Annotated in this window: 22 protein-coding genes; 17 read left to right on the top strand and 5 right to left on the bottom strand. The window is 63.2% G+C overall.

Features of this window, described 5'->3' with window-relative positions:
* Positions 1 to 81: 81 nt before the first annotated feature.
* The 14 genes from M729_RS0134410 (at position 82) to M729_RS0134345 (ending at position 12935) form a co-directional block, all read left to right on the top strand.
* Positions 82 to 1413, top strand: coding sequence for an ABC transporter substrate-binding protein (locus M729_RS0134410; protein ID WP_027164284.1), 1332 nt, complete (start codon positions 82 to 84; stop codon positions 1411 to 1413).
* A gap of 109 nt (positions 1414 to 1522) precedes the next feature.
* Complete coding sequence (locus M729_RS0134405) at positions 1523 to 2470, top strand: sugar ABC transporter permease (RefSeq protein WP_013528078.1); 948 nt, start codon at positions 1523 to 1525, stop codon at positions 2468 to 2470.
* Entirely contained in the window at positions 2467 to 3417 is a 951-nt protein-coding gene (locus tag M729_RS0134400; protein ID WP_013528079.1) for a carbohydrate ABC transporter permease, read from the top strand. The genes M729_RS0134405 and M729_RS0134400 overlap by 4 nt, the downstream gene beginning before the upstream one ends.
* Positions 3414 to 3620, top strand: a complete 207-nt coding sequence (locus M729_RS0134395; protein ID WP_013528080.1) for a hypothetical protein — start codon at positions 3414 to 3416, stop codon at positions 3618 to 3620. Before M729_RS0134400 ends, M729_RS0134395 begins: the two co-directional genes overlap by 4 nt.
* Before the next feature lie 2 nt (positions 3621 to 3622).
* Complete coding sequence (locus tag M729_RS0134390; RefSeq protein ID WP_027164283.1) at positions 3623 to 4735, top strand: ABC transporter ATP-binding protein; 1113 nt, start codon at positions 3623 to 3625, stop codon at positions 4733 to 4735.
* Positions 4728 to 5741, top strand: coding sequence for an ABC transporter ATP-binding protein (locus M729_RS0134385; RefSeq protein WP_027164282.1), 1014 nt, complete (start codon positions 4728 to 4730; stop codon positions 5739 to 5741). Before M729_RS0134390 ends, M729_RS0134385 begins: the two co-directional genes overlap by 8 nt.
* A 55-nt stretch (positions 5742 to 5796) precedes the next feature.
* Complete coding sequence (locus tag M729_RS0134380) at positions 5797 to 7440, top strand: dihydroxyacetone kinase subunit DhaK (RefSeq protein WP_027164281.1); 1644 nt, start codon at positions 5797 to 5799, stop codon at positions 7438 to 7440.
* Positions 7441 to 7512: 72 nt separating this feature from the next.
* A complete protein-coding gene (gene dhaL / locus M729_RS0134375) occupies positions 7513 to 8115 on the top strand; it encodes a dihydroxyacetone kinase subunit DhaL (protein ID WP_027164280.1) in 603 nt (200 codons plus the stop codon).
* Entirely contained in the window at positions 8112 to 8501 is a 390-nt protein-coding gene (dhaM, locus tag M729_RS0134370; RefSeq protein ID WP_027164279.1) for a dihydroxyacetone kinase phosphoryl donor subunit DhaM, read from the top strand. Before dhaL ends, dhaM begins: the two co-directional genes overlap by 4 nt.
* 22 nt (positions 8502 to 8523) lie before the next feature.
* Positions 8524 to 8826 (top strand): HPr family phosphocarrier protein, encoded by a 303-nt coding sequence (locus M729_RS0134365; RefSeq protein WP_013528086.1) that lies wholly within the window; start codon positions 8524 to 8526, stop codon positions 8824 to 8826.
* Positions 8810 to 10396 carry a phosphoenolpyruvate--protein phosphotransferase gene (gene ptsP / locus M729_RS0134360; RefSeq protein WP_024501817.1) on the top strand — a complete coding sequence of 529 codons (1587 nt, stop codon included), beginning with the start codon at positions 8810 to 8812 and terminating at the stop codon, positions 10394 to 10396. Before M729_RS0134365 ends, ptsP begins: the two co-directional genes overlap by 17 nt.
* 11 nt (positions 10397 to 10407) lie before the next feature.
* On the top strand, positions 10408 to 10830 hold the full coding sequence (locus M729_RS0134355; protein WP_013528088.1) for a hypothetical protein: 423 nt from the start codon (positions 10408 to 10410) through the stop codon (positions 10828 to 10830).
* A gap of 37 nt (positions 10831 to 10867) precedes the next feature.
* Positions 10868 to 11854 carry a dihydroxyacetone kinase subunit DhaK gene (gene dhaK / locus M729_RS0134350; protein ID WP_027164278.1) on the top strand — a complete coding sequence of 329 codons (987 nt, stop codon included), beginning with the start codon at positions 10868 to 10870 and terminating at the stop codon, positions 11852 to 11854.
* A 64-nt stretch (positions 11855 to 11918) separates the two neighbouring features.
* Positions 11919 to 12935 (top strand): nucleotidyltransferase family protein, encoded by a 1017-nt coding sequence (locus tag M729_RS0134345; RefSeq protein WP_032809903.1) that lies wholly within the window; start codon positions 11919 to 11921, stop codon positions 12933 to 12935.
* Between the two features lie 7 nt (positions 12936 to 12942).
* Here the strand turns inward: M729_RS0134345 and M729_RS0134340 are convergent, their stop codons facing one another.
* The 4 genes from M729_RS0134340 to M729_RS0134320 form a co-directional block, all read right to left on the bottom strand.
* Positions 12943 to 13830, bottom strand: a complete 888-nt coding sequence (locus M729_RS0134340; RefSeq protein ID WP_245267689.1) for a serine kinase — start codon at positions 13828 to 13830, stop codon at positions 12943 to 12945.
* An 86-nt stretch (positions 13831 to 13916) separates the two neighbouring features.
* Positions 13917 to 14351 carry a lasso peptide biosynthesis B2 protein gene (locus M729_RS0134335; RefSeq protein WP_024501821.1) on the bottom strand — a complete coding sequence of 145 codons (435 nt, stop codon included), beginning with the start codon at positions 14349 to 14351 and terminating at the stop codon, positions 13917 to 13919.
* Positions 14351 to 14638, bottom strand: a complete 288-nt coding sequence (locus tag M729_RS0134330) for a PqqD family protein (protein WP_027164275.1) — start codon at positions 14636 to 14638, stop codon at positions 14351 to 14353. The genes M729_RS0134335 and M729_RS0134330 overlap by 1 nt, the downstream gene beginning before the upstream one ends.
* Before the next feature lie 441 nt (positions 14639 to 15079).
* Positions 15080 to 15892 carry a DUF2259 domain-containing protein gene (locus tag M729_RS0134320; protein ID WP_224618434.1) on the bottom strand — a complete coding sequence of 271 codons (813 nt, stop codon included), beginning with the start codon at positions 15890 to 15892 and terminating at the stop codon, positions 15080 to 15082.
* Between the two features lie 143 nt (positions 15893 to 16035).
* On the opposite strand from M729_RS0134320, the gene M729_RS0134315 reads away from it, so the two are divergent.
* The 3 genes from M729_RS0134315 to M729_RS0134305 all read left to right on the top strand — a co-directional run bounded on the left by M729_RS0134315 (position 16036) and on the right by M729_RS0134305 (position 20144).
* Positions 16036 to 17943 carry a propionyl-CoA synthetase gene (locus M729_RS0134315; RefSeq protein ID WP_027164273.1) on the top strand — a complete coding sequence of 636 codons (1908 nt, stop codon included), beginning with the start codon at positions 16036 to 16038 and terminating at the stop codon, positions 17941 to 17943.
* A gap of 113 nt (positions 17944 to 18056) precedes the next feature.
* Positions 18057 to 19139: an acyltransferase gene (locus M729_RS0134310; RefSeq protein WP_024501824.1), complete on the top strand. Its 1083-nt coding sequence runs from the start codon at positions 18057 to 18059 to the stop codon at positions 19137 to 19139.
* 246 nt (positions 19140 to 19385) lie between these two features.
* The gene (locus M729_RS0134305) at positions 19386 to 20144 is read left to right on the top strand and encodes a metallophosphoesterase family protein (RefSeq protein ID WP_013528097.1); all 759 of its coding nucleotides are present in this window, start codon (positions 19386 to 19388) and stop codon (positions 20142 to 20144) included.
* Between the two features lie 76 nt (positions 20145 to 20220).
* Here the strand turns inward: M729_RS0134305 and M729_RS0134300 are convergent, their stop codons facing one another.
* Positions 20221 to 22608, bottom strand: coding sequence for a polysaccharide biosynthesis tyrosine autokinase (locus tag M729_RS0134300; protein WP_027164272.1), 2388 nt, complete (start codon positions 22606 to 22608; stop codon positions 20221 to 20223).
* Positions 22609 to 22822 lie beyond the last annotated feature (214 nt).

The following is a 22822-nucleotide window of genomic DNA, read 5'->3' as shown; positions in this document are numbered from 1 at the left end:
CCATGTTTGGGCCCCTGAGGAGAGGGGTTGAGGGCTTTTTGAAACCGTCATCCGGGCGCGTTTCGCAAATGGGAGGAAGTCATGAAATCGAGCTTGAAACTGGCGTTGGGACTGACCTCGGCAATCACAGCGTCGACAGCCGTCGCGAACGTCGCGCACGCTGAAGACCTGACCCTGTGCTGGGCCGCCTGGGACCCGGCCAACGCGCTTGTCGAACTGTCCAAGGATTTTACCAAGGAAACCGGTATCGGCATGAAATTCGAGTTCGTGCCGTGGACCAACTATGCCGACCGTTTTCTCAACGAACTGAACTCGCACGGCAAATTGTGCGACCTGATCATCGGCGACAGCCAGTGGATCGGAGGCGCTGCCGAGAACGGCCATTACGTCAAGCTGAACGACTTCTTCGATAAGGAGAAGATCAGCATGGACGATTTCGTGCCGGCAACCGTCGTCGGCTATTCGGAATGGCCGAAGAACACGCCGAACTACTGGGCGCTGCCGGCCATGGGCGACGTCGTCGGCTGGACCTACCGCAAGGACTGGTTCTCCAAGCCGGAGCTGCAGAAGGAATTCAAGGAAAAGTACGGTTGGGACCTCGGCCCGCCAACCACTTTCGACCAGTTGAAGCAGGTCGCCGAGTTCTTCCAGAAGCGCGAGATCGACGGCAAGACCGTCTATGGCGCCTCGATCTACACCGAGCGCGGCTCCGAAGGCATCACCATGGGCGCCATGGACGTGCTCTACAGCTATGGCTTCCAATACGAAAACCCCAAGAAGCCCTACGAGATGGAAGGCTTCGTCAACTCCGACAAGTCGGTGAAGGGGCTGGAATTCTACAAGGCGCTCTATGATTGCTGCACGCCGCCCGGTGCCTCGAACAGCTACATGGGCGAAGGCGTCGATGCCTTCAAATCCGGCCAGGTGGCGATGCACATGAACTTCGCCTTCACATGGCCGGGCCTGCAGAAGGACGAGAATGTCGGCGGCGACAAGATCGGTTACTTCGTCAACCCGAAGGGTCCCGACGGCGAGCAGTTCGCCCAGCTCGGCGGCCAGGGTATCTCCGTGGTGTCCTATTCCGACAAGCAGGAGGCGGCGCTGAAATACATCAAGTGGTTCGCCAACAAGGACGTGCAGGCCAAATGGTGGTCGCTCGGCGGCTATTCGTGCCTCAACGCGGTGGTCAAGGATCCGAAGTTCCCGGCCAGCCAGCCCTATGCGCAGACCTTCCTCGACTCGATGGCAATCGTGAAGGACTTCTGGGCCGAGCCGAGCTACGCCCCGCTGCTGCAGGCCTCGCAGAAGCGCTTCCACGACTATGTCGTCGCCGGCCAGGGTTCGGCCAAGGATGCGCTCGACGGCCTGGTCAAGGACTGGACCCAGGTCTTCCAGGACGATGGCAAGATGTAACCAGCTCCTCCCGAGCTAAGCCAAGCATCCCGTGCCGCCCCTTGGCACGGGATGCAGTTCAGATAAATTCCATGACAGAGACGACCAAGTGACCGAAGCAGGACTCACCATGCTCAATCGGACCGCGGAGAACGTTGCCCGGGCGACCCCGGAACCGTTGGCCCGCAAGGTCCGGGGCATCAGCGACAAGGGCCTCGCCTGGCTGTTCATCTCGCCGACGATCCTGTTGCTGCTGGCCATCAACATCTTCCCGCTGTTCTGGGCGATCTATCTGTCGTTCACCAACTACCGGGCCAACCGCCCGAACGAGGTGGTGAAAAATCTCGGCCTTGCCAACTACCAGCGCATCCTCGGCGACAAGGACATCTGGATCGCCATGCAGACGACCGCGCATTTCGTGTTCTGGACGATCCTTTTGCAGACGCTGATCGGCTTCACGCTGGCCTGGCTGATCGACAGGAAGTTCCGCGGCCACGCTTTCTGGACGACGCTGATCCTGGTGCCGATGATGCTGTCGCCGGCGGTGGTCGGCAATTTCTGGCGCTTCCTCTACGAGCCGCAGATCGGCCTGTTCGCCTATGCGATCTCCTTTGTCACGAGGATCCCGCCGACCGATATCCAGATGCTCTCCAACGTGTCGCTGGCGCCCTGGTCGATCATCATCGTCGATACCTGGATGTGGACGCCCTACGTGATGCTGATCTGCCTCGCGGGCCTCCGCTCCATCCCCGAATACATCTACGAGGCGGCCGAGGTCGACCGCGCCTCCAACTGGCGGCAGTTCTGGTCGATCACGCTGCCGATGGCGCTGCCCTTCATCATGCTGGCTGTGCTGTTTCGCGGCATCGAGAACTTCAAGATGTTCGACATGGTCAATCTGTTGACCGGCGGCGGGCCGGGCTCGACGACCGAGGTCGCCTCGATAACGCTGAAGCGGCAGGCTTTCGAAAGCTGGCGCACCGGTTATTCCTCGGCCTTCGCCATCATCCTTTTCGTGGCGGTGTTCGGCCTGGCCAACATCTACGTCAAGGCGCTCAACAAGGTGAAGCAGAGATGAGCCTGACCACAGCCCATTCGGTCGTCGCACCGAGCAGCAACTCGAAACGGATCGCCGGCACGATCATCGTGCTTTACGCACTGATCTCGATCGTGCCGCTGCTGTGGATCTTCGCCACCAGCTTCAAGACGCCGCCGGATTCAATCGCGTATCCGCCCAAGATCCTGTTCCAGCCCAGCCTCGAGGGCTACTGCAATTTGTTCACGACGCGGACCCGGCAGACGCCGGAATACATCAACTCGCTGGGCCCGGCGACAGGCTTCTGCGACGAGACCACGCGCAAGCGCAACATGGTGATCGCCGGTCCGTCCAATTTCCTGCCGCGCTTCGTCAATTCGCTGATCATCGCCTTCGGTTCGACCTTCTGCGCCGTGTTCCTAGGCACGCTGTCGGCCTACGGCTTCTCGCGCTTCAAGGTGCCGCTCGCCGACGACCTCCTGTTCTTCATCCTGTCGACCCGCTTCATGCCGCCGATCGCCGTCGCCATTCCGATCTACCTGATGTACCGCGAGCTTGGCCTGTCGGACACCGCGCTCGGCATGATCCTGCTCTATACGGCGGTCAATGTGTCGCTGGCTGTCTGGCTGCTGAAGGGCTTCATCGACGAGATCCCGCGCGAATATGAAGAAGCGGCGATGATCGACGGCTATACGCGGCTGCAAGCCTTCTGGCGCACTGTTTTACCACAAGCCACCACCGGCATTGCCGCGACCGCGATCTTCTGCCTGATCTTCGCCTGGAACGAGTATGCGTTCGCAGCGCTCCTGACCTCCGGCACGGCGCAGACCGCGCCGCCCTTCATCCCGACCATCATCGGCGAAGGCGGCCAGGACTGGCCGGCGGTCGCGGCCGGCACGACGATCTTCCTGGTGCCGATCCTGGTTTTCACCATCCTGCTTCGCAAGCAATTGCTGCGCGGCATCACCTTCGGCGCGGTGCGCAAATGAGCTTGACCAAGCCTGGGAACCGCAAATCGCGCTGGCCGGCCTGGGCACGGCGCGGGCTGATGGAAAACATCGCGACAGCGCTGATCGCCATCGGCTTCCTGATGCTGTTCCAGCCCTTCGCGCTGTCGCTCTACACCTACTCCTTCATCACCATGCTCGCCGGCACCGTGATGTTCATCATCGTCTCCAAGTTCCCGGAATAATCATGGCCGAAATCCGTGTCCAGCACCTGAGAAAGGCTTTCGGCAATTTCGTCGCCGTGCAGGATTCCAACTTCGTCGTCGAGGATGGCGAGTTCTTCGTCATGCTCGGCCCGTCCGGCTGCGGCAAGACGACGACCTTGCGCATGATCGCGGGGCTTGAGCTGCCGACCGGCGGCCAGATCCTGCTCGGCGGCGACGACGTCACCATGCTGCGGGCCCGCGAGCGCGACATCGCCTTCGTCTTCCAGCTGTTCGCGCTCTACCCGCACATGAATGTGCGCAAGAACATCGGCTTCCCGCTGCTGGCGCAAGGCATGCCTTCGGCCGAAATCCGCACGCGGGTCGAAGAAACGGCGAAGCTGCTGCGCATCGACCATCTGCTCAACAAATCCGTCTCCGGACTTGCCGGCGGCGACCGCCAGCGCGTCGCGCTCGGCCGCGCCATCGTGCGGCGGCCAAAATGCTTCCTGATGGATGAGCCGCTGGGAACCCTTGACACCGAATTCCGCGATTTGATGGTCCACGAGCTGCGCGAGCTGCACAACCGCATCCATGCCACGACGGTCTATGTCACGCACGACCAGATGGAAGCGATGTCGATGGCCGACAAGATCGCGGTGATGAACCATGGCGTCATCGAGCAGTTCGGAAGCCCGCGCGAAATCTATGACCGCCCGGCGACCATGTTCGTCGCCGACTTCATCGGCTCGCCACCGATGAACTTTTTGGGATTTGGCGGCGGGCTCGCCAAGGGCGCCAGGGAGATCATCGTGCAAGGCGCGAAGGTCGCGGTGCCGGAGGTGCGCGAGGACATCGCACCTGGCGACATGGCGCTCGGCATCCGCCCTGAACACATCCGCTTCGACGACGCCTCAAAATTGCGCGGCGCCATCTACGGCACCGAATATCTCGGCACCACGCAGATCGTCGCGGTGGAGACGGCGGATGGCATCATCAAGGCACGCGTACCGGCCGAAATCAGGCTCGCCACCGGCGACCATGTCGGCCTGACGCTGAGCAGCGCGCGGCTGTCGCTGTTCGAGAAGGGATCGGGCCGCGCGGTGAGAACCGCGATCCACGATGTCGCCTCGGAACGGAGGGCCCAGCATGGCTGAGGTGCACATCAAGAACGTGACCAAGAGTTTCGGCGACCATGTCGCCGTCGACGGCCTCGACCTGCACATAGCAGATGGTGAATTCGTCGTGCTGCTCGGGCCAACCGGGGCCGGCAAGACGACGACGCTGCGGCTCATCGCCGGGTTGGAACGGCCGGACAGCGGCACGATCGAGATCGGCGGACACAATGCCACGACGCTGTCGCCGGCCGAGCGCGACACCGCCTTCGTCTTCCAGCAATATTCGCTCTATCCGCATCTGTCGGTGTTCGACAATCTCGCCTTTCCGCTGCGCTCGCCGGCGCGGAAAATGCCGGAAGACCAGATCCGCCGCCGGGTCGAGGAGGTGGCGAAGATGGTGCGCATCCATCACAAGCTCGCCAACCGCTCGACCAAGCTTTCGGGCGGCGAAATGCAGCGCGTCGCCATCGGCCGCGCGCTGGTGCGCAAGCCTTCGATCTATCTGATGGACGAGCCGCTGTCATCGCTCGACGCCAAGCTGCGGGCGGATCTGCGGCTCGAGCTGAAGCGCATCCAGACCGAGCTCGGCGCCACCATGCTCTACGTCACCCACGACCAGATCGAGGCGATGACGATGGCAGACCGCATCGGCATCCTCACCGAGGGCGTGCTGGCGCAGATCGGCTCGCCGCGCACCATCTATTCAGAGCCGGCAAACCTGCATGTCGCGGCGAGGCTCGGCCAGCCGGCGATCAATCTTCTGCCGACCGGGCTGCTGCCTGACGGCGGCGCACCGGCCGGCACCAAGACGATCGGCGCGCGCACCGAGCATCTGACGATCGCGAAGGCCGCGAATGGCCATGCTGACGGCGTTGTCGACTGGGTCGAGCATCTCGGTGACCAGAACCATTTGCATGTGACGGTAGGCACCAAGAAACTGGTGACGCTGACCGATCCCGACACGGATCTGGCGCAGGGCGACAAAGTGGTGATCCGCTACCGGGCGCCGCTGTATTTCGGCGCCGATGGACAGCGATTGATGTGAGCGGTTTTCGGTGATTCAGCACCGGTTTTGATTTTTCGAGTACGGGACGAATTCGATGAAGCACTTTTTCAACCGCAGGGAAACGATCGTCACCGAGGCGCTGGACGGCCTGCTACGAACCATTGGCTCCGGCGAACTCGCGCGCCTCGACGGCTATCCCGAGATCAAGGTCGTCCTGCGCGCCGACTGGGACAAGACGAAAGTCAGTGTCGTCTCCGGCGGCGGGGCCGGGCACGAGCCTTCACATGCCGGCTTCGTCGGCAGGGGCATGCTGACGGCGGCGGTTTCGGGCGAGATCTTTGCCTCGCCAAGCGTCGAAGCGGTGCTGGCCGCCATTCGCGCGGTCACCGGCCCGGCCGGCTGCCTGCTGATCGTCAAGAACTACACCGGCGACCGTCTCAATTTCGGCCTGGCGGCAGAGAAGGCGCGCGCCGAAGGGTTTCGTGTCGAGATGGTCATTGTCGCCGACGATATCGCTTTGCCTGACATCACCCAGCCGCGCGGCGTTGCTGGCACCTTGTTCGTGCACAAGATATCAGGCCACCTGTCGGAAGCCGGCCACGATCTGGCTGAAATCGCGGCAGCGGCGCGGGCGGCGGCCAAGGACATCGTTTCGCTCGGCATGTCGCTGTCGTCCTGCTCGATCCCGGGCCAGCCGCACGAAGACAGATTTGGCGAGAACGATGGCGAACTCGGCCTTGGCATTCACGGCGAGCCGGGCGTCGAGCGGATTGCGGTGCAGAGCGCCGACAGGCTGGTGGCGATCATGGCGGAGCGCCTTGCGAAGCGGCTTGATCCCAAGGCCACCTACGCCTTGCTGATCAACAATCTCGGCTCCGTGCCGCCGCTCGAAATGTCCGTTATCGCCAATGCGGTGCTTGCCTCGCCGTTGGCTAAAACCATCAAACTGACGATCGGCCCGGGCCCGCTGATGACGGCGCTCAACATGAACGGCTTCTCGCTGTCGCTGATCCGGCTGGATGCGGCGCGCGAAACCGCCTTGCAGGCGCCGGTCGGCCCGCATGCCTGGATACCGGCAAAGCCGGCTGTTTCACCTGCCGTCGTGCCGATGGCGAAAGCGGCCGGACAAAGCGTGGCACGCAAGCCCAGCCAGGATGCGCGGACCCGGCCTCTTCTCGTTACCATCTGCGAAAGGCTGATCGCGCTCGAAGCGACTTTGAACGGACTGGACGCCAAAACAGGCGACGGCGACACCGGTTCGACGGTGGCGACCGGCGCGCGCAGTGTTCTCGAGCGGCTTGATATGCTGCCGCTTGCCGAGCCTGCAGCCACCCTTGGCGCGATAGGCGACATTCTGAGCGCGTCGATGGGCGGCTCCAGCGGCGTGCTGCTGTCGATCTTCTTCACGGCGGCGGCGCAGGCTCTGGGCGGCGGCGCGAGCCTGCCCAGAGCGCTGCTTGCCGGCCTTGAACGGATGACCTTTTACGGCGGCGCCAGAATTGGCGATAGAACCATGGTCGATGCGCTTGAGCCGGCGCTCAAAGCGCTCGACGCGAACGGCCTTGAGGAGGCGGCAACAGCAGCCTGCCATGGTGCCGAGGCCACGGCGGCCATGGACAAGGCAAAAGCCGGGCGGTCGGCCTATGTCGGCAGCAAGCTGCAAGGTGTGGTCGACCCCGGCGCTCACGCGGTGGCCGAAGTCTTCGCGGCGGCCGCGGCATTGCATGAAGCGGCCTGACGTATGCTCCAGTTGTCGAATGACCGTTCTTTCGATACTGCCGGCAAGATGGAAACCGGGAATGCGGGTGACATGGCGGCGTTGAACCTTGCCCGGCTGATCGCGGCCGCCGCGGATACGATCGCCGCGAACGCCGAGGAATTGACGGCGCTCGACCAGGCGATCGGCGACGGCGACCACGGGCTGAACATGAAGCGCGGCTTCGAGGCCGTGCGCGCCGAAGCCGAAGCATTTTCGGCCAAACCGCTGCCCGATGCCCTGAAGGCGATCGGCACCAAGCTGGTGATGACGGTCGGCGGCGCCTCCGGCCCGCTGTTCGGCACCCTGTTCCTGGCACTCGGCAAGGAGATTTCGGCGAAACCCGATCGCGCCAATCTGACGGCGGCGTTCGGCAAGGCGATCGAAGCTGTGGCAGCACGCGGCAAATCGCAGATCGGACAAAAAACCATGCTCGACGTGCTGCAGCCGGTGCATGACGCGCTGCTGCAGGGAAAGACAGCTCTTGAAATCGCCGATATCGCCGACGCCGGGGCCGACGCGACCGTGCCTATGAAAGCCTTGCGTGGCCGCGCCTCGTTCCTGGGCGACCGATCGATCGGTCATATGGACGCCGGCGCGCGCTCAACCGCGCTGCTGGTGCGCACAGTGGCGCACAGCCTCGGGGAAAGCGCATGAGCAATGTCGGCATCGTCATCGTCTCGCATTCGCCGCTGGTTGCCGAGGGCACGGCCGACATGGTGCGGCAGATGGTGGGCGACGAAGTGCCGCTTGCATGGTGCGGCGGAAACGGCCATGGCGGGCTCGGCACCAATGTCGAGGCGATCATGGGTGCCATCGACAAGGCCTGGTCGGAAGCCGGTGTCGCCATTCTGGTCGATCTCGGCGGCGCCGAGACCAACTCGGAAATGGCGGTGGAGATGATCGGCGAGCCACGGTCGCACAAGATCATAGTCTGCAACGCGCCGATCGTCGAAGGCGCGGTGATGGCAGCGACCGAGGCCTCCGGCGGCGCTACGCTCAGGGAAGTGGTGGCGACGGCGCATGAATTGTCGCCGCCGTGAACGAACGGGAAGCTTGAAAGACATGTCCGCATCCGCCGAAGCGACCGTTGTGATCACCCACGAGGTGGGCCTGCACGCGCGTCCTTCGGTGAAGTTCACCAAGCTGGCCAAGAGTTTTGCCGCCGAGGTGGAGATCGCGCTCGCCGCCAACGGGCCATGGTTCGACGCCAAGAGCATCGTCAAGGTGATGGCGGCCAAGGCGCCGAAGGGCACCGTGCTGCACATCAGGGCCAGCGGTGACGGCGCCAATGATGCCGTCGACGCGTTGGTCGAACTGGTGCGGCGCGATTTCGACGAAGGCGCGGACCATGTCCGAACCGCTTAGACTGCAAGGCATTTCGGCCTCGGCCGGCTATGCCGAGGGGCCACTGTTCGACCTCGACCAGACTGTCGTATCCTATGTCGGCAAAGAAACAGCCGACGACGAGAAGGCCGCGCTCGAAGCCGCAATCGCCGTCGCGACAAGCCGTCTCACGGCATTGAGCGAGATGGCCGAGGGCGATGCCGCCGACATTCTCGAGTTTCAGATCGCCATGCTGCAAGACGATGCGCTGAGCAGCCCGGCCTTTGCCGCGATCCGCACCGGCCTGCCAGCCGACAAAGCCTGGCGGCAAGCGCTTGATACCGAGATTGCCGGCTACGACGCTTCAGACCAGGATTATTTCCGCGCACGGGCCGCCGACATACGCGATATCAGGGACCAGGTGCTGCGGGCGCTGTCCGAGGATGGCGACGTCCAGGCGCCAACCGGCGCCATCCTCTACGGCTGGGATATCGCGCCGACGCGTTTTCTCGAAACCGACTGGAGCAGCGGCGGCGGCATCGCACTGAAGGCGGGCAGCACCGCCAGCCACGTCGCCATGCTGGCGCGTTCACGCGGCGTGCCGATGGTTGTCGGGTTGGGCACTTCGCTGGCTCGTCTAACCGGCACAGCGCTGCTCGACGCCGAACATGGCGGCATTGTGTTGTCACCCTCCAAGACTGAAATCGCTGCTTTTCGCCAATCGTCCTCATCATTCCGGGCGCGCAGCGACCGGGCCGGGACGTTCCTGGCGCGACCGGCGGTGACCAAGGCCGGCACGGCGGTGCGCGTGCAGGTCAACATCGCCGACCCGTCCGATGTCGACCTCATCGACATTACGACCTGCGACGGAGTCGGGTTGATGCGCACCGAATTCCTGTTCGGCAAGACGCTGCCGGATGAGGAGACGCAGTATCGCGCCTATCGCAAGGTGCTGGAGTGGGCCGGTGAAAAACCGGTGACGATCCGCACCGTTGACGCCGGCGGCGACAAGCCGGTGCCCGGCTTTACGATCGAGGAGAGCAATCCGTTTCTCGGCCTGCGCGGGATCAGGCTGTCGCTGGCAAGACCCGAGGTGTTTCGTGTACAGATCCGGGCGCTGCTGCGCGCCGCTGTCCATGGCAGCCTGAAAGTGATGTTCCCTATGATCGCCATTGTGGAGGAATACCGACAGGCAGCGGCGATGTTCGCCGAAGAGCAGACTGCACTTGCCGCACGCGGCGTCGCACACAACATGCCGCCGCTCGGCATCATGGTCGAAGTGCCGTCGGTGGCGATCGTACCGGAAGCCTTTACCGATGCCGCCTTCTTCTCGATCGGCTCCAATGATCTCACCCAGTATGTCATGGCGGCCGCCCGCGACAACGCTGCCGTGGCGCATCTCAATTCGGTCCGTCATCCGGCCGTGCTGCGGCTGATCGCTGCCGTGACCGCGTTTGGCCAGCGGGAAGAGATCCCGGTCAGCCTGTGCGGCGATGCAGCCGGCGATCCAGCCTCGATCCCGTCACTGATCGAGGCCGGCCTGCGCGATCTTTCCGTCGCGCCGGCGCAACTCGCCATGGCCAAGGCGGCCATCGCGGACGTTTCTGTCTAGGCGCGGCCGGCATGGTCGACAGGACACCCGAACCCGGTTCCGAAGAGGCGATCCGCGCCTACAAGACGATCCTGTCGCAGGTTATCGACCAGCGCCCGTCCGGTATGCGCCAGCGCCTGGCCGATGCGCTCGGCAAGCACCGCAGCTTCGTCACGCAGATTTCCAGTCCTGCCTATTCGATCCCGATTCCGTCAAAACATTTGCCGGCTATATTTTCCGTCTGCCATTTCAGCCCGGCCGAGCGCGACCAGTTTCTCGCCGCCTATCACCAGGCGCATCCAGGCAAGATGTCGATCGCATCAGGCATGCGCAAGACGCGGCATGTCTCGCTGATCGTGCCGGATTTCGGCGACGACAAGCAGAACGCCGCGCTCGATAAAGCGGTGAACGATTTTATCCAAAAGATCACCAGCATCACCGGCAAGAGTGGCTGATCACTTGCTATCTGGCCTATTTCGGGAGGAGACGGCCGTGAAGAAGTTTATCAATTCGGTGGACACGGTGCTGACCGAAAGCCTCGACGGCTTCGTCGCCGCCCATGCCGACATCCTCGTGCTCGGCGACGAGCACAAATTCATCCGCCGAAAGACCTTGCGGCCGGGCAAGGTGGCGCTGATCTCCGGCGGCGGTTCCGGTCACGAGCCGCTGCATGGCGGCTTTGTCGGTCACGGCATGCTGGACGCCGCCTGCCCCGGCCAGGTATTCACCTCGCCGACACCGGACCAGATGCTGGCGGCGGCAGAGGCCGTCGACACCGGCGCCGGCTGCCTGTTCATCGTCAAGAACTACGAGGGCGACGTCATGAATTTCGAGATGGCGGCCGAAATGTCGGAAGGCGTCCAGCAGATCGTGACCAATGACGATGTCGCGGTCGAGAATTCTTCCTATACGACGGGCCGGCGTGGCGTCGCCGGCACGCTGGTGGTGGAGAAGATCGTCGGCGCGGCGGCCGAACACGGCCTGGCTCTGGCGTCGCTGAAGGCGCTTGGCGACCGCGTCAACGCTGCTACCCGCTCGATGGGCGTGGCGCTGACCAGTTGCACCGTGCCGGCGGCGGGCAAGCCGACTTTCGATATCGGCGACGGCGAGATGGAGTTCGGCGTCGGCATCCATGGCGAGCCCGGCCGCCGGCGCGATGCGCTGAAAAGCGCCGATGCGATCGCGCAGGAGATTTGCGCCGCGATCCTCGGCGATCTCGGCGACAAAGCGAAAGGCCCGGCGCTGCTGTTCGTCAACGGCTTCGGCGGCACGCCGCTGATGGAACTCTATCTGATGTACAACAGCGCACGGCTAATCTTCGAGAAGCATGGCGTGACGGTGACCCGTTCGCTGGTCGGCTCCTACGTCACCTCGCTCGATATGGCCGGCTGCTCGATCACGCTGACCATGCTCGACGACGAGACGACCGCATTCTGGGACGCGCCGGTACACACTGCGGCGCTGCGCTGGGGCATGTAAAAGCTGGCTTACATTAGGCTTTTCTGCAACCATTCCTGACTTGCTCGCAATGCTAGCTGGGTTGATGCTGCCACCGCTTACTTCCGCCGAAGAAAGACTCTTGCTGCGCTTCGCTGACCCCGAGGCGGCGGCAGGCGGCGAAGATTTGTCGGCAAAGACGCTGACGGCGCTGCTCGACAATGCCGAGTTTCACGGCGTGCTGCCGATCATGTTGCGCAAGCTCAGCGGGGACGCGCGGCTGCCAGCGGATGCCGACCTGCACGGCAAGCTGGAGGATCTGCGCCAGAAGGCAACGATCGCCACCGGCCAGTCGATGCTGTTGAAGTATCATGGGGACCGCATCATGAAGGGACTGGCGGCGGACAATATTCCGGCGCGGATCGTCAAGGGACCCGTCTTCGCGCGAAAGCTCTACCGCAACGTCGCCGACAGGCCCTTCACCGACATCGACATCCTGGTCGAACCCGCCAATCTGGCCAGGGCAAACCAGGTGATCGCGGCATGCAGCTTCGAGCTTGGCAGCAACGAGGCCGAATCCTACGAATTGCAGGAATTCAAATGGCTGGAAAAAGAGAATTCCAGCCTGCTGGTCGAACTGCATGGCGACCTCGTGCATGACACCGGCATGCGGCGACGCCTGTCGCTGGGTTTCCCTGAATTGCGCGCCATCGACGGCGAAGCCACGGACACGCCGGCGGCTCTTCTAACGATCGCCATCGTGCACGCCGCGGGCGGCCACAAATTCCACCGATTGCAGCTTTGCGTGGACGTGCTGCAAGGGGTGCGGGCGCTGCAATCACCCGAAGCGGAAGCACGCCTGTTCGACGCTGCCCGTATGACCGGCATCGAACTGGAGTTGGCAATCGTGCTCAATGTGACCGGCCAGCTGTTCGACGAGAGCCGCGCGCTCGAACTCGCCGGCCGCATCAAGCCCGATCTCTCCATACGGCTGGCCAGGCGGCTGATCACAACGAATACGCTGCTTGGCGTCAATTCCAGGGACAGACTGGGCTCGCGCCTGCGCCGCGACGCCTTCCGGTGGATCCAGAGATTGGCCAAGGCCAGGCCGCAAGTAGCCTGACTTGACGTCAATCCAGGGTAGCGCGGATCAGCGCCGCAGCGTCAGCGGGGCGCCCGCCTACTTCGAGCTGGAAGGTCGGCACCGCATTGACCAGCCCGGCGATGGTCGCCAGCCTGCGCTTCTGCATCGGCAGCAGCCCGGTCATACCGGTGCGGACATTGTCCACTGCCAGGGCCACCATCGCGTCGGTCCTGGCCATGGCGACGAGCCGGGTCTGGCCGTCGGCGGAACGCGCCAGATGCAGAAGCGCCGCCACCGGCCGGGCGGATGCGTTTTCCACCCGGATGATACCCCCCAACCGTTCTAACGAGACCGGCTGTTCGCCGTTGCGATCCCACGTCTGGCCAAGGCATGGCGCCACCTGCGGGATCATTTCGGCAGCCTTCCGGTGGATTTTGACGGCGCGCGGCAAGCCCCAGGCCACGACCTTGCCCGAAGCGACATTCAGGATCATGGCGTCGTCGGAGCAGAGGCCAAAGCCCTGTGTTGCCAGCGCCAGCGACGTCGTGGTCTTGCCGGTGCCGCTCGGGGCGTGGACCAGCACCACCGCATCGCGGTCAGGCAAGGTCAGCCCGGCCGTATGCAGCATATGCTGGCCACCGGCGTCGAGCGCGGCATCCAGGACCAACATCGACGGCGTCCAGGCGGCTTTCGTACCGGTGCTAATCCGGAGTTCGGCCCAACCTTCCCCACCATTGATCGCAACGGTTTGGCGCCCGGGAAAGACCAGATGGACAATGCCGCCATCCTCGATCATCCGGCAGGGACCATCCTCCGGCACCTCGCCATCGAAGACCAGGGATCCATTGGGTGTCTCGTCCAGCGTGTCTGTTTCGGTGATCTCAAGACGAAAGTCCGGCGCGACGGGTTCCTCTATGCGCAGGCTGCCCAGCATCCGGTCGAAATCCTGCCACAGCTCGGAGCGCTCGGTCGATATGCCAAGGATCAGGCCGTTGAGGCCATAGCAGGCTGAAGGTCTGGTCAAGCGGGACGCGCCTTTACGGCATCGGCATGATGACGATAGATCTCGACCATGCCGGGAAGCTTGTCGCTGACCACCGGCTTGCCGTCGAGGCAGACCCAGCAATGCGCCGATAGACGCTGCGCTTGCATCGACTGCGGTTCGACGCCGAAGCGCAGGTCCGGATCGAAGCCGGCTAGTCGCAGGAAACGATGACCGAGCAGACCTTCCCTCAAGCACCTGCGGTCACGCATCAGCCAGGGATGGCGGACCGTGCGGTTGACGCTCGCGACGATGTAGGCGGACGGCAGACCGCGATAGGGCGTCGACGAGGCGAGCGGCGCCCATCTGAGCACCTCCTCGAAGCTCCGGTTGGTGACAAGGACCGGCATCAGCCGCGCGCTCGCCCAGAGATGGCAGCGAAAAAGAGCGCGCAGGAGCGGGCCGTCAGCCATCAAGCACCTAGCGCGGCGAGGATACCTTCCGAGATCAGATCCGTGGCCAGTGCCGCCATGTCCTGATCGAGCGTCCCCTTGTCGACCTCGAACTCCTCGCAAAGCAGGTCGACGATCTGGTCGAGGTTGCGCGCGCCGTCCACCTTGTCGAGAAAGGCTTCGGTCGTGCCGTTGCATGTATAGAGCTGGCCGCTGCGCGCCAAAAGCACGACTGCGCCATCGCCCACATGCTGCACCGAGGCATCCTCGGCCAGCCGCAGAACGGTTCCAGAGACTATTTCCACCACGCCCCCTCCAAGCCATGCTCATCCCGGAAATCAGATAGCGCGGAGGTGGAGCGCTGTCTATCAGCCGATCACGGGAGCCCGGTGCACGGACCAACGGCCTTGCTGACAGATTTTCCGCGCCAGTCGCGTTAGAACCTGCTCGGTTGCGTCTTCCCGGCCGCATTCGGCCCAGAAATAGTCATCGATGAAACGTGACAAACAGCGGGCTGCCGGCAGCGGACGTTGCATTTCTTCCCCTAAGTAAGGTAAAACCTGCCTGGGTATTGGGGAGATAGCGTATGCGTTACAATTGGGAGCGAGCTCCGACGAGCTTCGAACGTCACAGAAAAGCGCTGGCGACAGCCATTTTGATCGCTGGCGGCATTGGCCTTATGCTTGTGGCCCTGCCGATCTAGAAACAACCTTCAGACAGAGCGGCTGCCGGCGCCTGGGGCTGACCTCTCAGCGTGGCTGCCCGGTCACTGCGAGGAAGCGGCGATCGCGCCCCTCGAAACCCTGGCTAAAACGCTGCACCAGCACGACAATTACCGGCAGCTTGCCGGCCGGGGTAAGTTCGTAGGATTCCGACAGGCTGTAGGAGGTCGGGCAGTTTCTTGAGCCCGGCACGGTCTTGTCCTCGTGCAGGATCTTGACCGGCTTGCCGTCCTGGCCTTGCAGCGTCAGCCGGAAGCCGAGTGCCTTGCCAGATGTGTCGCGCCGCTCCGTCGTTGCGAAACTCGCCGAACAATCGCCCGTGCTGGCTGCCAGGATCTCGTCGAGCTGGATGGTCGAAACGCCCGTTTCGCCATGGAGCGGCGACAGCCATTTCTGCGACACCTGTTCGAGGCGGGAGATGTCGTTGTAGGCAACCATTTCACCCGGAAAGGTGAATTTGTCGGACGCTGTCTGCTCGGCTGGGGATGTGATTGCATAATGGGCGAGAATGGGCGCCGCCTGAGCGGCGGCCTGCGCCCTCGCCTGCTCCAGCGTCAGTGTCGCCTCCTCCGTCTCATCGACGACGAGGATCGGCTTACCGCCAACGAACCGATCCGTACGGGTATCGATGATGTCGATCTCAGACCAGCCGGAGTCCGAGGCGCCGGCGTCGAGCGTTCCATATTGCTCGAAGGCGAAATAAGCGCCATCCGGCGAAAAGCCGATGATGTGCCGTGCCGCGGCATCGCCGGCTTCAGCGGTTCCGGTGGACATAGCAAGTACGGCGCCCATGACCGACGATAGCGAAAAGCGCCCGATGATCCGAACAGCAGCAGACATCACCACCCCAGTCCCGTCTCGCAGTTCATAGCTGCTTGCCCCCAAGCGCCAGGTCGATGCCGTCGTCACAATGGCGTGGATTTGCGGCCAAGGGTAGAGCGCGCTATCTGGAAGGAAGAAAAACATTTCCCGGGGAGGTATGGATGGCTTCACGCTATCACGAGGTCTATGAAGGCTGGAAACGCGATCCGGAACAATTCTGGGCGGATGCGGCCGGCGCCATCGACTGGTATTCGCCCTGGGACAAGGTGTTCGACGCCAATGCCGGTGTCTATGGCCGCTGGTTCACCGGCGCCACCTGCAACACCTGCTACAATGCCATCGACCGCCACGTCGCCGGCGGCCGCGCCGACCAGATCGCGCTGATCCACGACAGTGCGATTGCCGGAACCGTGAAAAAGTTCACTTATGCCGAGCTGAAGCGCGAGGTCGTCGCGCTGACCTCGGTGCTGAAGAACCGCGGCATCGGCAAGGGTGACCGCGTCATCATCTACATGCCGATGGTGGCCGAGGCGGCCATCGCCATGCTCGCCTGCGCCCGCATCGGCGCGGTGCATTCGGTGGTCTTCGGTGGCTTCGCCTCGCATGAGCTTGCCACCCGCATCGACGATGCCAGGCCGAAGCTGATCATTTCGGCATCCTGTGGCCTGGAGCCAGGCCGCGTCGTTGCCTACAAGCCGTTGCTCGACAAGGCGATCGAGATCTCCCGCCACAAGCCGGACGCCTGCCTGATCCTGCAGCGCGACCAGTTGCGATGCGAGTTGAAGGAGCATTTCGACATCGACTACGCCGATGCGGTCGCCCGCGAACGGGCAGCGGGCGCCAATGTCGACTGCGTTCCGGTGCTTGCCACCGATCCGCTCTACATCATCTACACATCGGGCACGACCGGTCAGCCCAAGGGCATCGTGCGCGACAATGGCGGCCATATGGTCGCGCTGAAATGGACGATGGAAAACGAGTTCGGCGTCAAGCCGGGCGAGGTGTTCTGGGCGGCATCCGATGTCGGCTGGGTGGTCGGCCATTCCTACATCGTCTACGGACCGCTGCTGCATGGCTGCACCAGCATCCTGTTCGAGGGCAAGCCTGTCGGCACGCCCGATGCCGGCACCTACTGGCGGGTGATAGCGGAGCATGGCGTGGTCGCGCTGTTCACCGCGCCGACCGCATTCCGCGCCATCAAGGGGCAGGACCCGAAGGGCGAGTTCATTGCCAAACACGACCTCTCGAAGTTCCGCACGCTGTTTCTTGCCGGCGAGCGCGCCGACCCGGAAACCATCAAATGGGCGGAGCAGAAGCTGAATGTGCCTGTGGTCGACCATTGGTGGCAGACAGAGACCGGCTCGCCGATGACGATCAATCCCGCCGGCCTTGGCCTGCTGCCGGTGAAATACGGCTCGCCCGGCGTGCCGATGCCCGGCTACGACATCCGCGTTCTCGACGATGCTGGCCATGAGGTGCAGCGCGGCACGCTGGGCAATGTGGTGATCAAACTGCCGCTGCCGGCCGGCTGCCTGCCAACGCTGTGGAATGCCGATCAACGGTTCCGCCAAGCCTATCTCGACGAGTTCCCCGGCTTCTACAAGACGGCGGATGCCGGCATGGTCGACGAGGACGGCTATCTCTACGTCATGGCCCGCACCGATGACATCATCAATGTCGCCGGCCACCGCCTGTCGACCGGCGCCATGGAAGAGGTGCTTTCGGCCCATCCCGATGTCGCCGAATGCGCGGTCATCGGCATTGCCGACGCCATGAAGGGCCAGGTTCCGCTGGGCTTCGTGGTGCTGAATGCGGGTGTGACCCGCGATATCGGCTCCATCGAGAACGAGGTGGTCGGCCTGGTGCGCGAACGCATCGGCCCGGTCGCCGCCTTCAAGACGGTGGTGACGATCAAGCGCCTGCCCAAGACGCGATCGGGCAAGATCCTGCGCGGCACCATGCAGAAGATCGCCGACAAGGAGGAATGGGCCATGCCGGCAACCATCGACGATCCGGTCATCCTCGACGAGATCACTGCGGCGCTGAAGGAGCGCGGAATCGGACTTTGAGCCACTGAAGGGTGGGCCGCGGACGACCTTTTCGATCGGCAAGCAATACTTTTATTGTGCGACGCAGCAATGCACCCTAAAGTCGTTCGCGGGGGGCCATCGACAAAGGTCGCATGGCTCAGCAGAAGATTACATTTGGCGGCGTCGACATCCTGCGCTTTCTCGCCGCCGTCATGGTCATGGTCTACCACTATGGCTTCTGGGTGTGGGCGTATCCTGACGGTGTTTCGGCGCGCGCCACGGGCGGCGTTCCCCCGCAGCCGGCAATAGGCGCCTGGGTCGAATCCGGCTGGGTCGGCGTCCAGATCTTCTTCGTCATCAGCGGCTTCGTCATCGCCTTCAGCGCCGAAAGGTCGACACCCCTGCGGTTTTTCGAAGCCAGGGTGAAACGGCTGGCGCCGGCCGTGTGGATCTGTGCGCCGGTCACTGCGGCGGTGCTTTTGATCGTCGGCCTCAGCTGGCCGACCGATGCCGTCGTCAGGCTCGTCCGCACCGGCCTGTTCGCCCCTTACGCGCCATGGGTGGACAGCGTCTACTGGACGCTCGGCATCGAGATCGCCTTCTATGCCGTCGTCTGGACCTTGCTGCGGCTCGGCCGCTTCCATCTAATGGAAATTGTGGCGCTCGCCATCGGCCTGGTCAGCGCGCTGTTCTGGTGCCTCTACTACCCGCTCGACTGGGCCGACCTTGCCGAAACACGCACGCTCGACCTGCTTCTGGTGCATCACGGCGTGTTCTTCGCCACCGGCGTCATGCTGTGGCTGATGCGCTTCAAGGCGGTGACAGCCGCCCGCCTAGCCTTCTGCGCCCTGTTCCTGGCCGGTGGTGTGCTGCAGATCGCCAGTTCGGTCGACGTTCATATCCTGAAGGTCGGGCGTGATATGCCCTTCGCCCCGCCGATCCTCATCTTCCTCATAGGCATCGCGCTGATGGCGTGGTCGCTGCGGCTCGACCTCTCCTGGAGCGGCTGGCGTCGGATCGGGCTGATGACCTATCCGCTCTACCTGCTGCACGATGTCGTCGGCGCGGCCCTGCTCGGCATCCTGGTCCGCGCCGGTCTGCCGCATCTGTTCTCGATGGCGGTCGTCGGCGCGACAATGATCGCGGCAAGCTGGCTAGTGGCGACCGAGGCCGAACCACGCATCCGGCTGCTGCTCGACCATACCGTTTTCCGTTATCGGCTCAAGGCAGCCTGACGACGGTCCGGCAGACCGGGCCGGCCGCCGACCTAAAGCATGTCGCGCCTGAGCGGATTCAGGCCCACTCCAGGCCTTTGTTCCACGGATCGCTCTCCCAAAACGGAGCTCACTTCCGAGCGACATGCATTGGCGGTGCCGACCCGGCGCAGCTGCATTTTCCACGATTGCGGAATTCTTCGTTTCGGGCATGATAACAGGCACTTATGCCTTCGGCATGAGAGCTTGCCTCGAGACGCCCGGCACGTGACCCTGTTCCAGCGAAAACCCCGCATCGCGGCGCGTCCGCGCCTCGATATCGACATGCAGGACGCCGTCGTCTATGCGATCGGCGACGTGCATGGCTGCTACAAGGAACTCCGCGCGCTGGAGCAGAAGATCCTGCTCGATTCGCTGCGCTTCCAGAGCCGCAAGATCATCGTCATGCTTGGCGACTACATCGACCGGGGATTTCAGTCGGCGCGGGTGCTCGATCACCTCCTGGCGCCGCCGCCGAAAGGATTTCAGCGCATTTGTCTTGCGGGCAACCACGAAGTGGCAATGCTGAACTATCTCGACGGAAATCTGTCCCGCGAACCCTGGCTGGCGACGGGCGGCCTGCAAACCCTGTTTTCCTATGGCATCGATCCGGCGCGCCTCACCAGCCTCTACGGGAGCAGCGCGCAGATCGACCGGCGCATAAGGGAGATCATTCCGGACGATCACGTCAGCTTCCTGCGCGGGCTGCCGATCATGGTCCGTTCGCGTAAGTTCGTGTTTGTCCACGCTGGCATCAGGCCCGGCGTCGACCTTGCGGCGCAAACCGACCATGACCTGATCAACATCCGTTCGGACTTCTTCGAGGCAACGCACCTGCTCGACCGCTGGGTGGTGCACGGGCATACGCCGGTGGATGTCCCGAAGCTCGAAGGGCGCCGGCTCGGCATCGACACGGCCGCCTTCCAGAGCGGACGCCTGACCGCCGTCAGGATCGCCGACAAGCAAGGCAGGCTGATCTTCTCCTGACGCGCAACGATATTCAGGTGTGCTGGCCTGAAGATCGATACACTTCAGAGTGGACCCACTCGCGCAACGGTCGACGTCAGACCGGCGCCTTGCCGCGCACTTCCGACTTTTCCAGATAGTAGCTCGAATATTTGTCGAAGAATTTTTCCGAACCGCCGAACGAGCCGTATTTGGCCAGTTTCTTCAAATCGACCTTGTTCAGCACCGCGCCGACGATCTTGTTGGCGACATAGGGTTCGGATTCCAGCATCGACCTGACCATCGCGCGCGGGGTGCGCCCCCACTCGGTGACCAGTACAAAACCGTCGACCAATGGCGCGAAGGCCTTGGCGTCGACCACCGGTCCGAGCGGCGGCAGATCGACGACGATGTATTCGAAGGTCTCCTTGGCGTTCTCGATGAAGCGCCGCATGCCGGCCGAGGAGAGAAGTTCGCTGGTATGCGAGAAGTGACCGCGCAGCACCGCCGGGATGATCGCCAGCTTCGTCTGCCTGTCGATCTTGCCGACGGACTGCCAGGTCTGGCCGCCGACCACCGCTTCCATCAAGCCCTGCTCGGTTTCCATGCCAAGGCCTCGGCTGAGGCCGGGATTGCGCAAGTCGCCGTCGATCAGCAGCGTCTTGGAGCCATTGGCGGCAAGCAAGCCGGCGAGATTTGCCGCGACCGTCGACTTGCCCTCGCCGGGAAGCACCGAGATGATGCCGATGACGCGGCTGCCTTGCCCTTCCATCACGACGTCGAAGGCGATCTTGGCGCTGCGCAGCGTTTCGGAGAACATCGAGGCTGGAGAATCGATGCTGACCCGCATGCGCGCCCGCTTTTCGGCTGAAGACAGCGATTGGGTGGTCTTGGCGTCCACCTGGGTCTCGCCCGGCTTTTCTTCCTTGCCGAGCTTGCCGCCGATCGTCGGCAGGTAGCCGAGGAATTTCAGGTTGACGCGGTCGCGCACGTCCTCGCCGGTCCTGAAGAAGCGTTCGTTAAACTCGTTCAGGCCACCAAAGCCGGCGCCCATCAGCAGGCCAAGCACCAGCGAAAGTCCGAGCACGACGATGGTGCGCGGGCTTGAGGCCGTCATCGGCATCGACGCGTCGGAGATGATGCGGATCTTGCCGACCGGGAAGGACTGCTGCTGCGCGGCTTCCTCGTAACGACCCAGGAATGTCTGATAGAGCGTGGTGAGCGCCGTCGCCTGCTGATCGAGTTCACGCAGCTTGACTTGCGTCTGGTTGTCGACGGAACTCTTGCCTTGCGCGGCCGCGACGTTGGCCCTGAGCGCGGTCTCGCGTGCCTGCGCCACCTCATATTCGTTGCGATAGCTTTCGGTCAGCTGCTTCAGCTCGCCGAAAATCTGCGTCGATATGTCGGCCTTCTCCTTGGAGAGAGCCACCGCCTGCGGGTGCTCGGGGCCGAAATTCGCCTCGACGTCCTGCAGCCGCTTGGCCACCGTGAGGTAGCGGGTCTTGAGCGCCGATATGACCGAGCTGCTTGGCTGGTCGCTCGATATGGCGGCATCCTTGAAAGCGTTTTCGGAGCCGCTGTCGACGATGGCCTTGTACTGCTGGTAGCGGGCGCTGGCGCGTGCGGTGTCGGCCTGCGCCACGATAAGCTGGGCGTTGAGGTCGGAAAGCTGCTTGTCGCTCATCAGCTGGCCATCGCTGTTGGCCGCCAGCCCATGTTCAGCCCTGAATTTCTCAACCGCGAGCGAAGCTGCCTGCGAGCTCTGGCGCAGCTCCGTCAACCGGCCCTGCAGCCAGACCGCAGCCCGCTCGGTGGCATCGAAGCTGGCATCGAGCTGATCGGCGAGATAGGCATCGGCATAGGCCTTGGTGATGGCGTTTGCCAAGGCCGGATCCGTCGCCTGATAGCCGAGCGCGATGACGTAGCTTCGGCCGACGCGTTCCGCCCGGATCTCGTTCTGCAGCTTGAGGATCGCGTAGTCGCGGCGCGACGTGGCGATCAGCGCATCGCGGGCGGCCGGGTCGAGCTTGCTGAAGTCAGCGCCACCCGGCATGGAAGAGCTGGGGCGGACATACTGGATCAGGCTGCGGATGAGGCCTATGCCTTGGGCAAGCGCCGACTGGGGCGGATTCATGAACGTGTCGTTCTGGTCGAGCTTCAGCTTGTCGACGACCACGGCGGCAAGCCGCGTCGAGGTCAGGATCTCGATCTGGCTCAGGATGGCGGAATCGGTCTGCATGGTTGTCGACGTCGCCGAAATGTCGTCGACGATCTTGTTCAAGCCCTCGTCGATCAGCACGCTGGCGATCGACTGATATTTGGGCGGCGTTGTCTGCAAATAGAGCAGGCCCAGGAAGAGACCGATGACGGCACACACGGCAACCACCTTGGCCTGCCGTGCGGCCATGCCAAGCAGCCGCTCGATATCGATGAAGTCTTCGCCGTCTCCTGCGTCCGAATTCGGCAATGGCATCCTCTTGTCGAGAGGAAAGTTGGCATAATTCATCTTCGGTCCAATTCTAGAGCCGGTCCTATTCCGATTGATCGCAATTGGCTCTATCTTACTGTTTCAACATGATCTTTTCCGGAAACCGGGACCCACTTTCAGGGATCATGCCTTGGCTTGCAGGCGCCTCGAAGATCGGGAGCATCGCCAGAGCAATGCAAGCGTCGTGCCAGACGGAGAGAACCTGCCGGCCCCTCTTCGCCGGCCATCTGAC

Source organism: Mesorhizobium sp. WSM1293 (genome assembly GCF_000513875.1).
GTDB classification, from domain to species: Bacteria; Pseudomonadota; Alphaproteobacteria; order Rhizobiales; family Rhizobiaceae; genus Mesorhizobium; species Mesorhizobium ciceri.
This window is presented reverse-complemented; position numbering and strand designations above follow the sequence as displayed.

Coding starts and splice junctions, on each gene's coding strand:
- M729_RS0134410 (WP_027164284.1), top strand. CDS start 82: ATGAAATCGAGCTTGAAACTGGCGTTGGGACTGACCTCGGCAATCACA.
- M729_RS0134405 (WP_013528078.1), top strand. CDS start 1,523: ATGCTCAATCGGACCGCGGAGAACGTTGCCCGGGCGACCCCGGAACCG.
- M729_RS0134400 (WP_013528079.1), top strand. CDS start 2,467: ATGAGCCTGACCACAGCCCATTCGGTCGTCGCACCGAGCAGCAACTCG.
- M729_RS0134395 (WP_013528080.1), top strand. CDS start 3,414: ATGAGCTTGACCAAGCCTGGGAACCGCAAATCGCGCTGGCCGGCCTGG.
- M729_RS0134390 (WP_027164283.1), top strand. CDS start 3,623: ATGGCCGAAATCCGTGTCCAGCACCTGAGAAAGGCTTTCGGCAATTTC.
- M729_RS0134385 (WP_027164282.1), top strand. CDS start 4,728: ATGGCTGAGGTGCACATCAAGAACGTGACCAAGAGTTTCGGCGACCAT.
- M729_RS0134380 (WP_027164281.1), top strand. CDS start 5,797: ATGAAGCACTTTTTCAACCGCAGGGAAACGATCGTCACCGAGGCGCTG.
- dhaL (WP_027164280.1), top strand. CDS start 7,513: ATGGCGGCGTTGAACCTTGCCCGGCTGATCGCGGCCGCCGCGGATACG.
- dhaM (WP_027164279.1), top strand. CDS start 8,112: ATGAGCAATGTCGGCATCGTCATCGTCTCGCATTCGCCGCTGGTTGCC.
- M729_RS0134365 (WP_013528086.1), top strand. CDS start 8,524: ATGTCCGCATCCGCCGAAGCGACCGTTGTGATCACCCACGAGGTGGGC.
- ptsP (WP_024501817.1), top strand. CDS start 8,810: ATGTCCGAACCGCTTAGACTGCAAGGCATTTCGGCCTCGGCCGGCTAT.
- M729_RS0134355 (WP_013528088.1), top strand. CDS start 10,408: ATGGTCGACAGGACACCCGAACCCGGTTCCGAAGAGGCGATCCGCGCC.
- M729_RS0134345 (WP_032809903.1), top strand. CDS start 11,919: ATGCTGCCACCGCTTACTTCCGCCGAAGAAAGACTCTTGCTGCGCTTC.
- M729_RS0134340 (WP_245267689.1), bottom strand. CDS start 13,830: ATGCTGGGCAGCCTGCGCATAGAGGAACCCGTCGCGCCGGACTTTCGT.
- M729_RS0134335 (WP_024501821.1), bottom strand. CDS start 14,351: ATGGCTGACGGCCCGCTCCTGCGCGCTCTTTTTCGCTGCCATCTCTGG.
- M729_RS0134320 (WP_224618434.1), bottom strand. CDS start 15,892: ATGTCTGCTGCTGTTCGGATCATCGGGCGCTTTTCGCTATCGTCGGTC.
- M729_RS0134315 (WP_027164273.1), top strand. CDS start 16,036: ATGGCTTCACGCTATCACGAGGTCTATGAAGGCTGGAAACGCGATCCG.
- M729_RS0134310 (WP_024501824.1), top strand. CDS start 18,057: ATGGCTCAGCAGAAGATTACATTTGGCGGCGTCGACATCCTGCGCTTT.
- M729_RS0134300 (WP_027164272.1), bottom strand. CDS start 22,608: ATGAATTATGCCAACTTTCCTCTCGACAAGAGGATGCCATTGCCGAAT.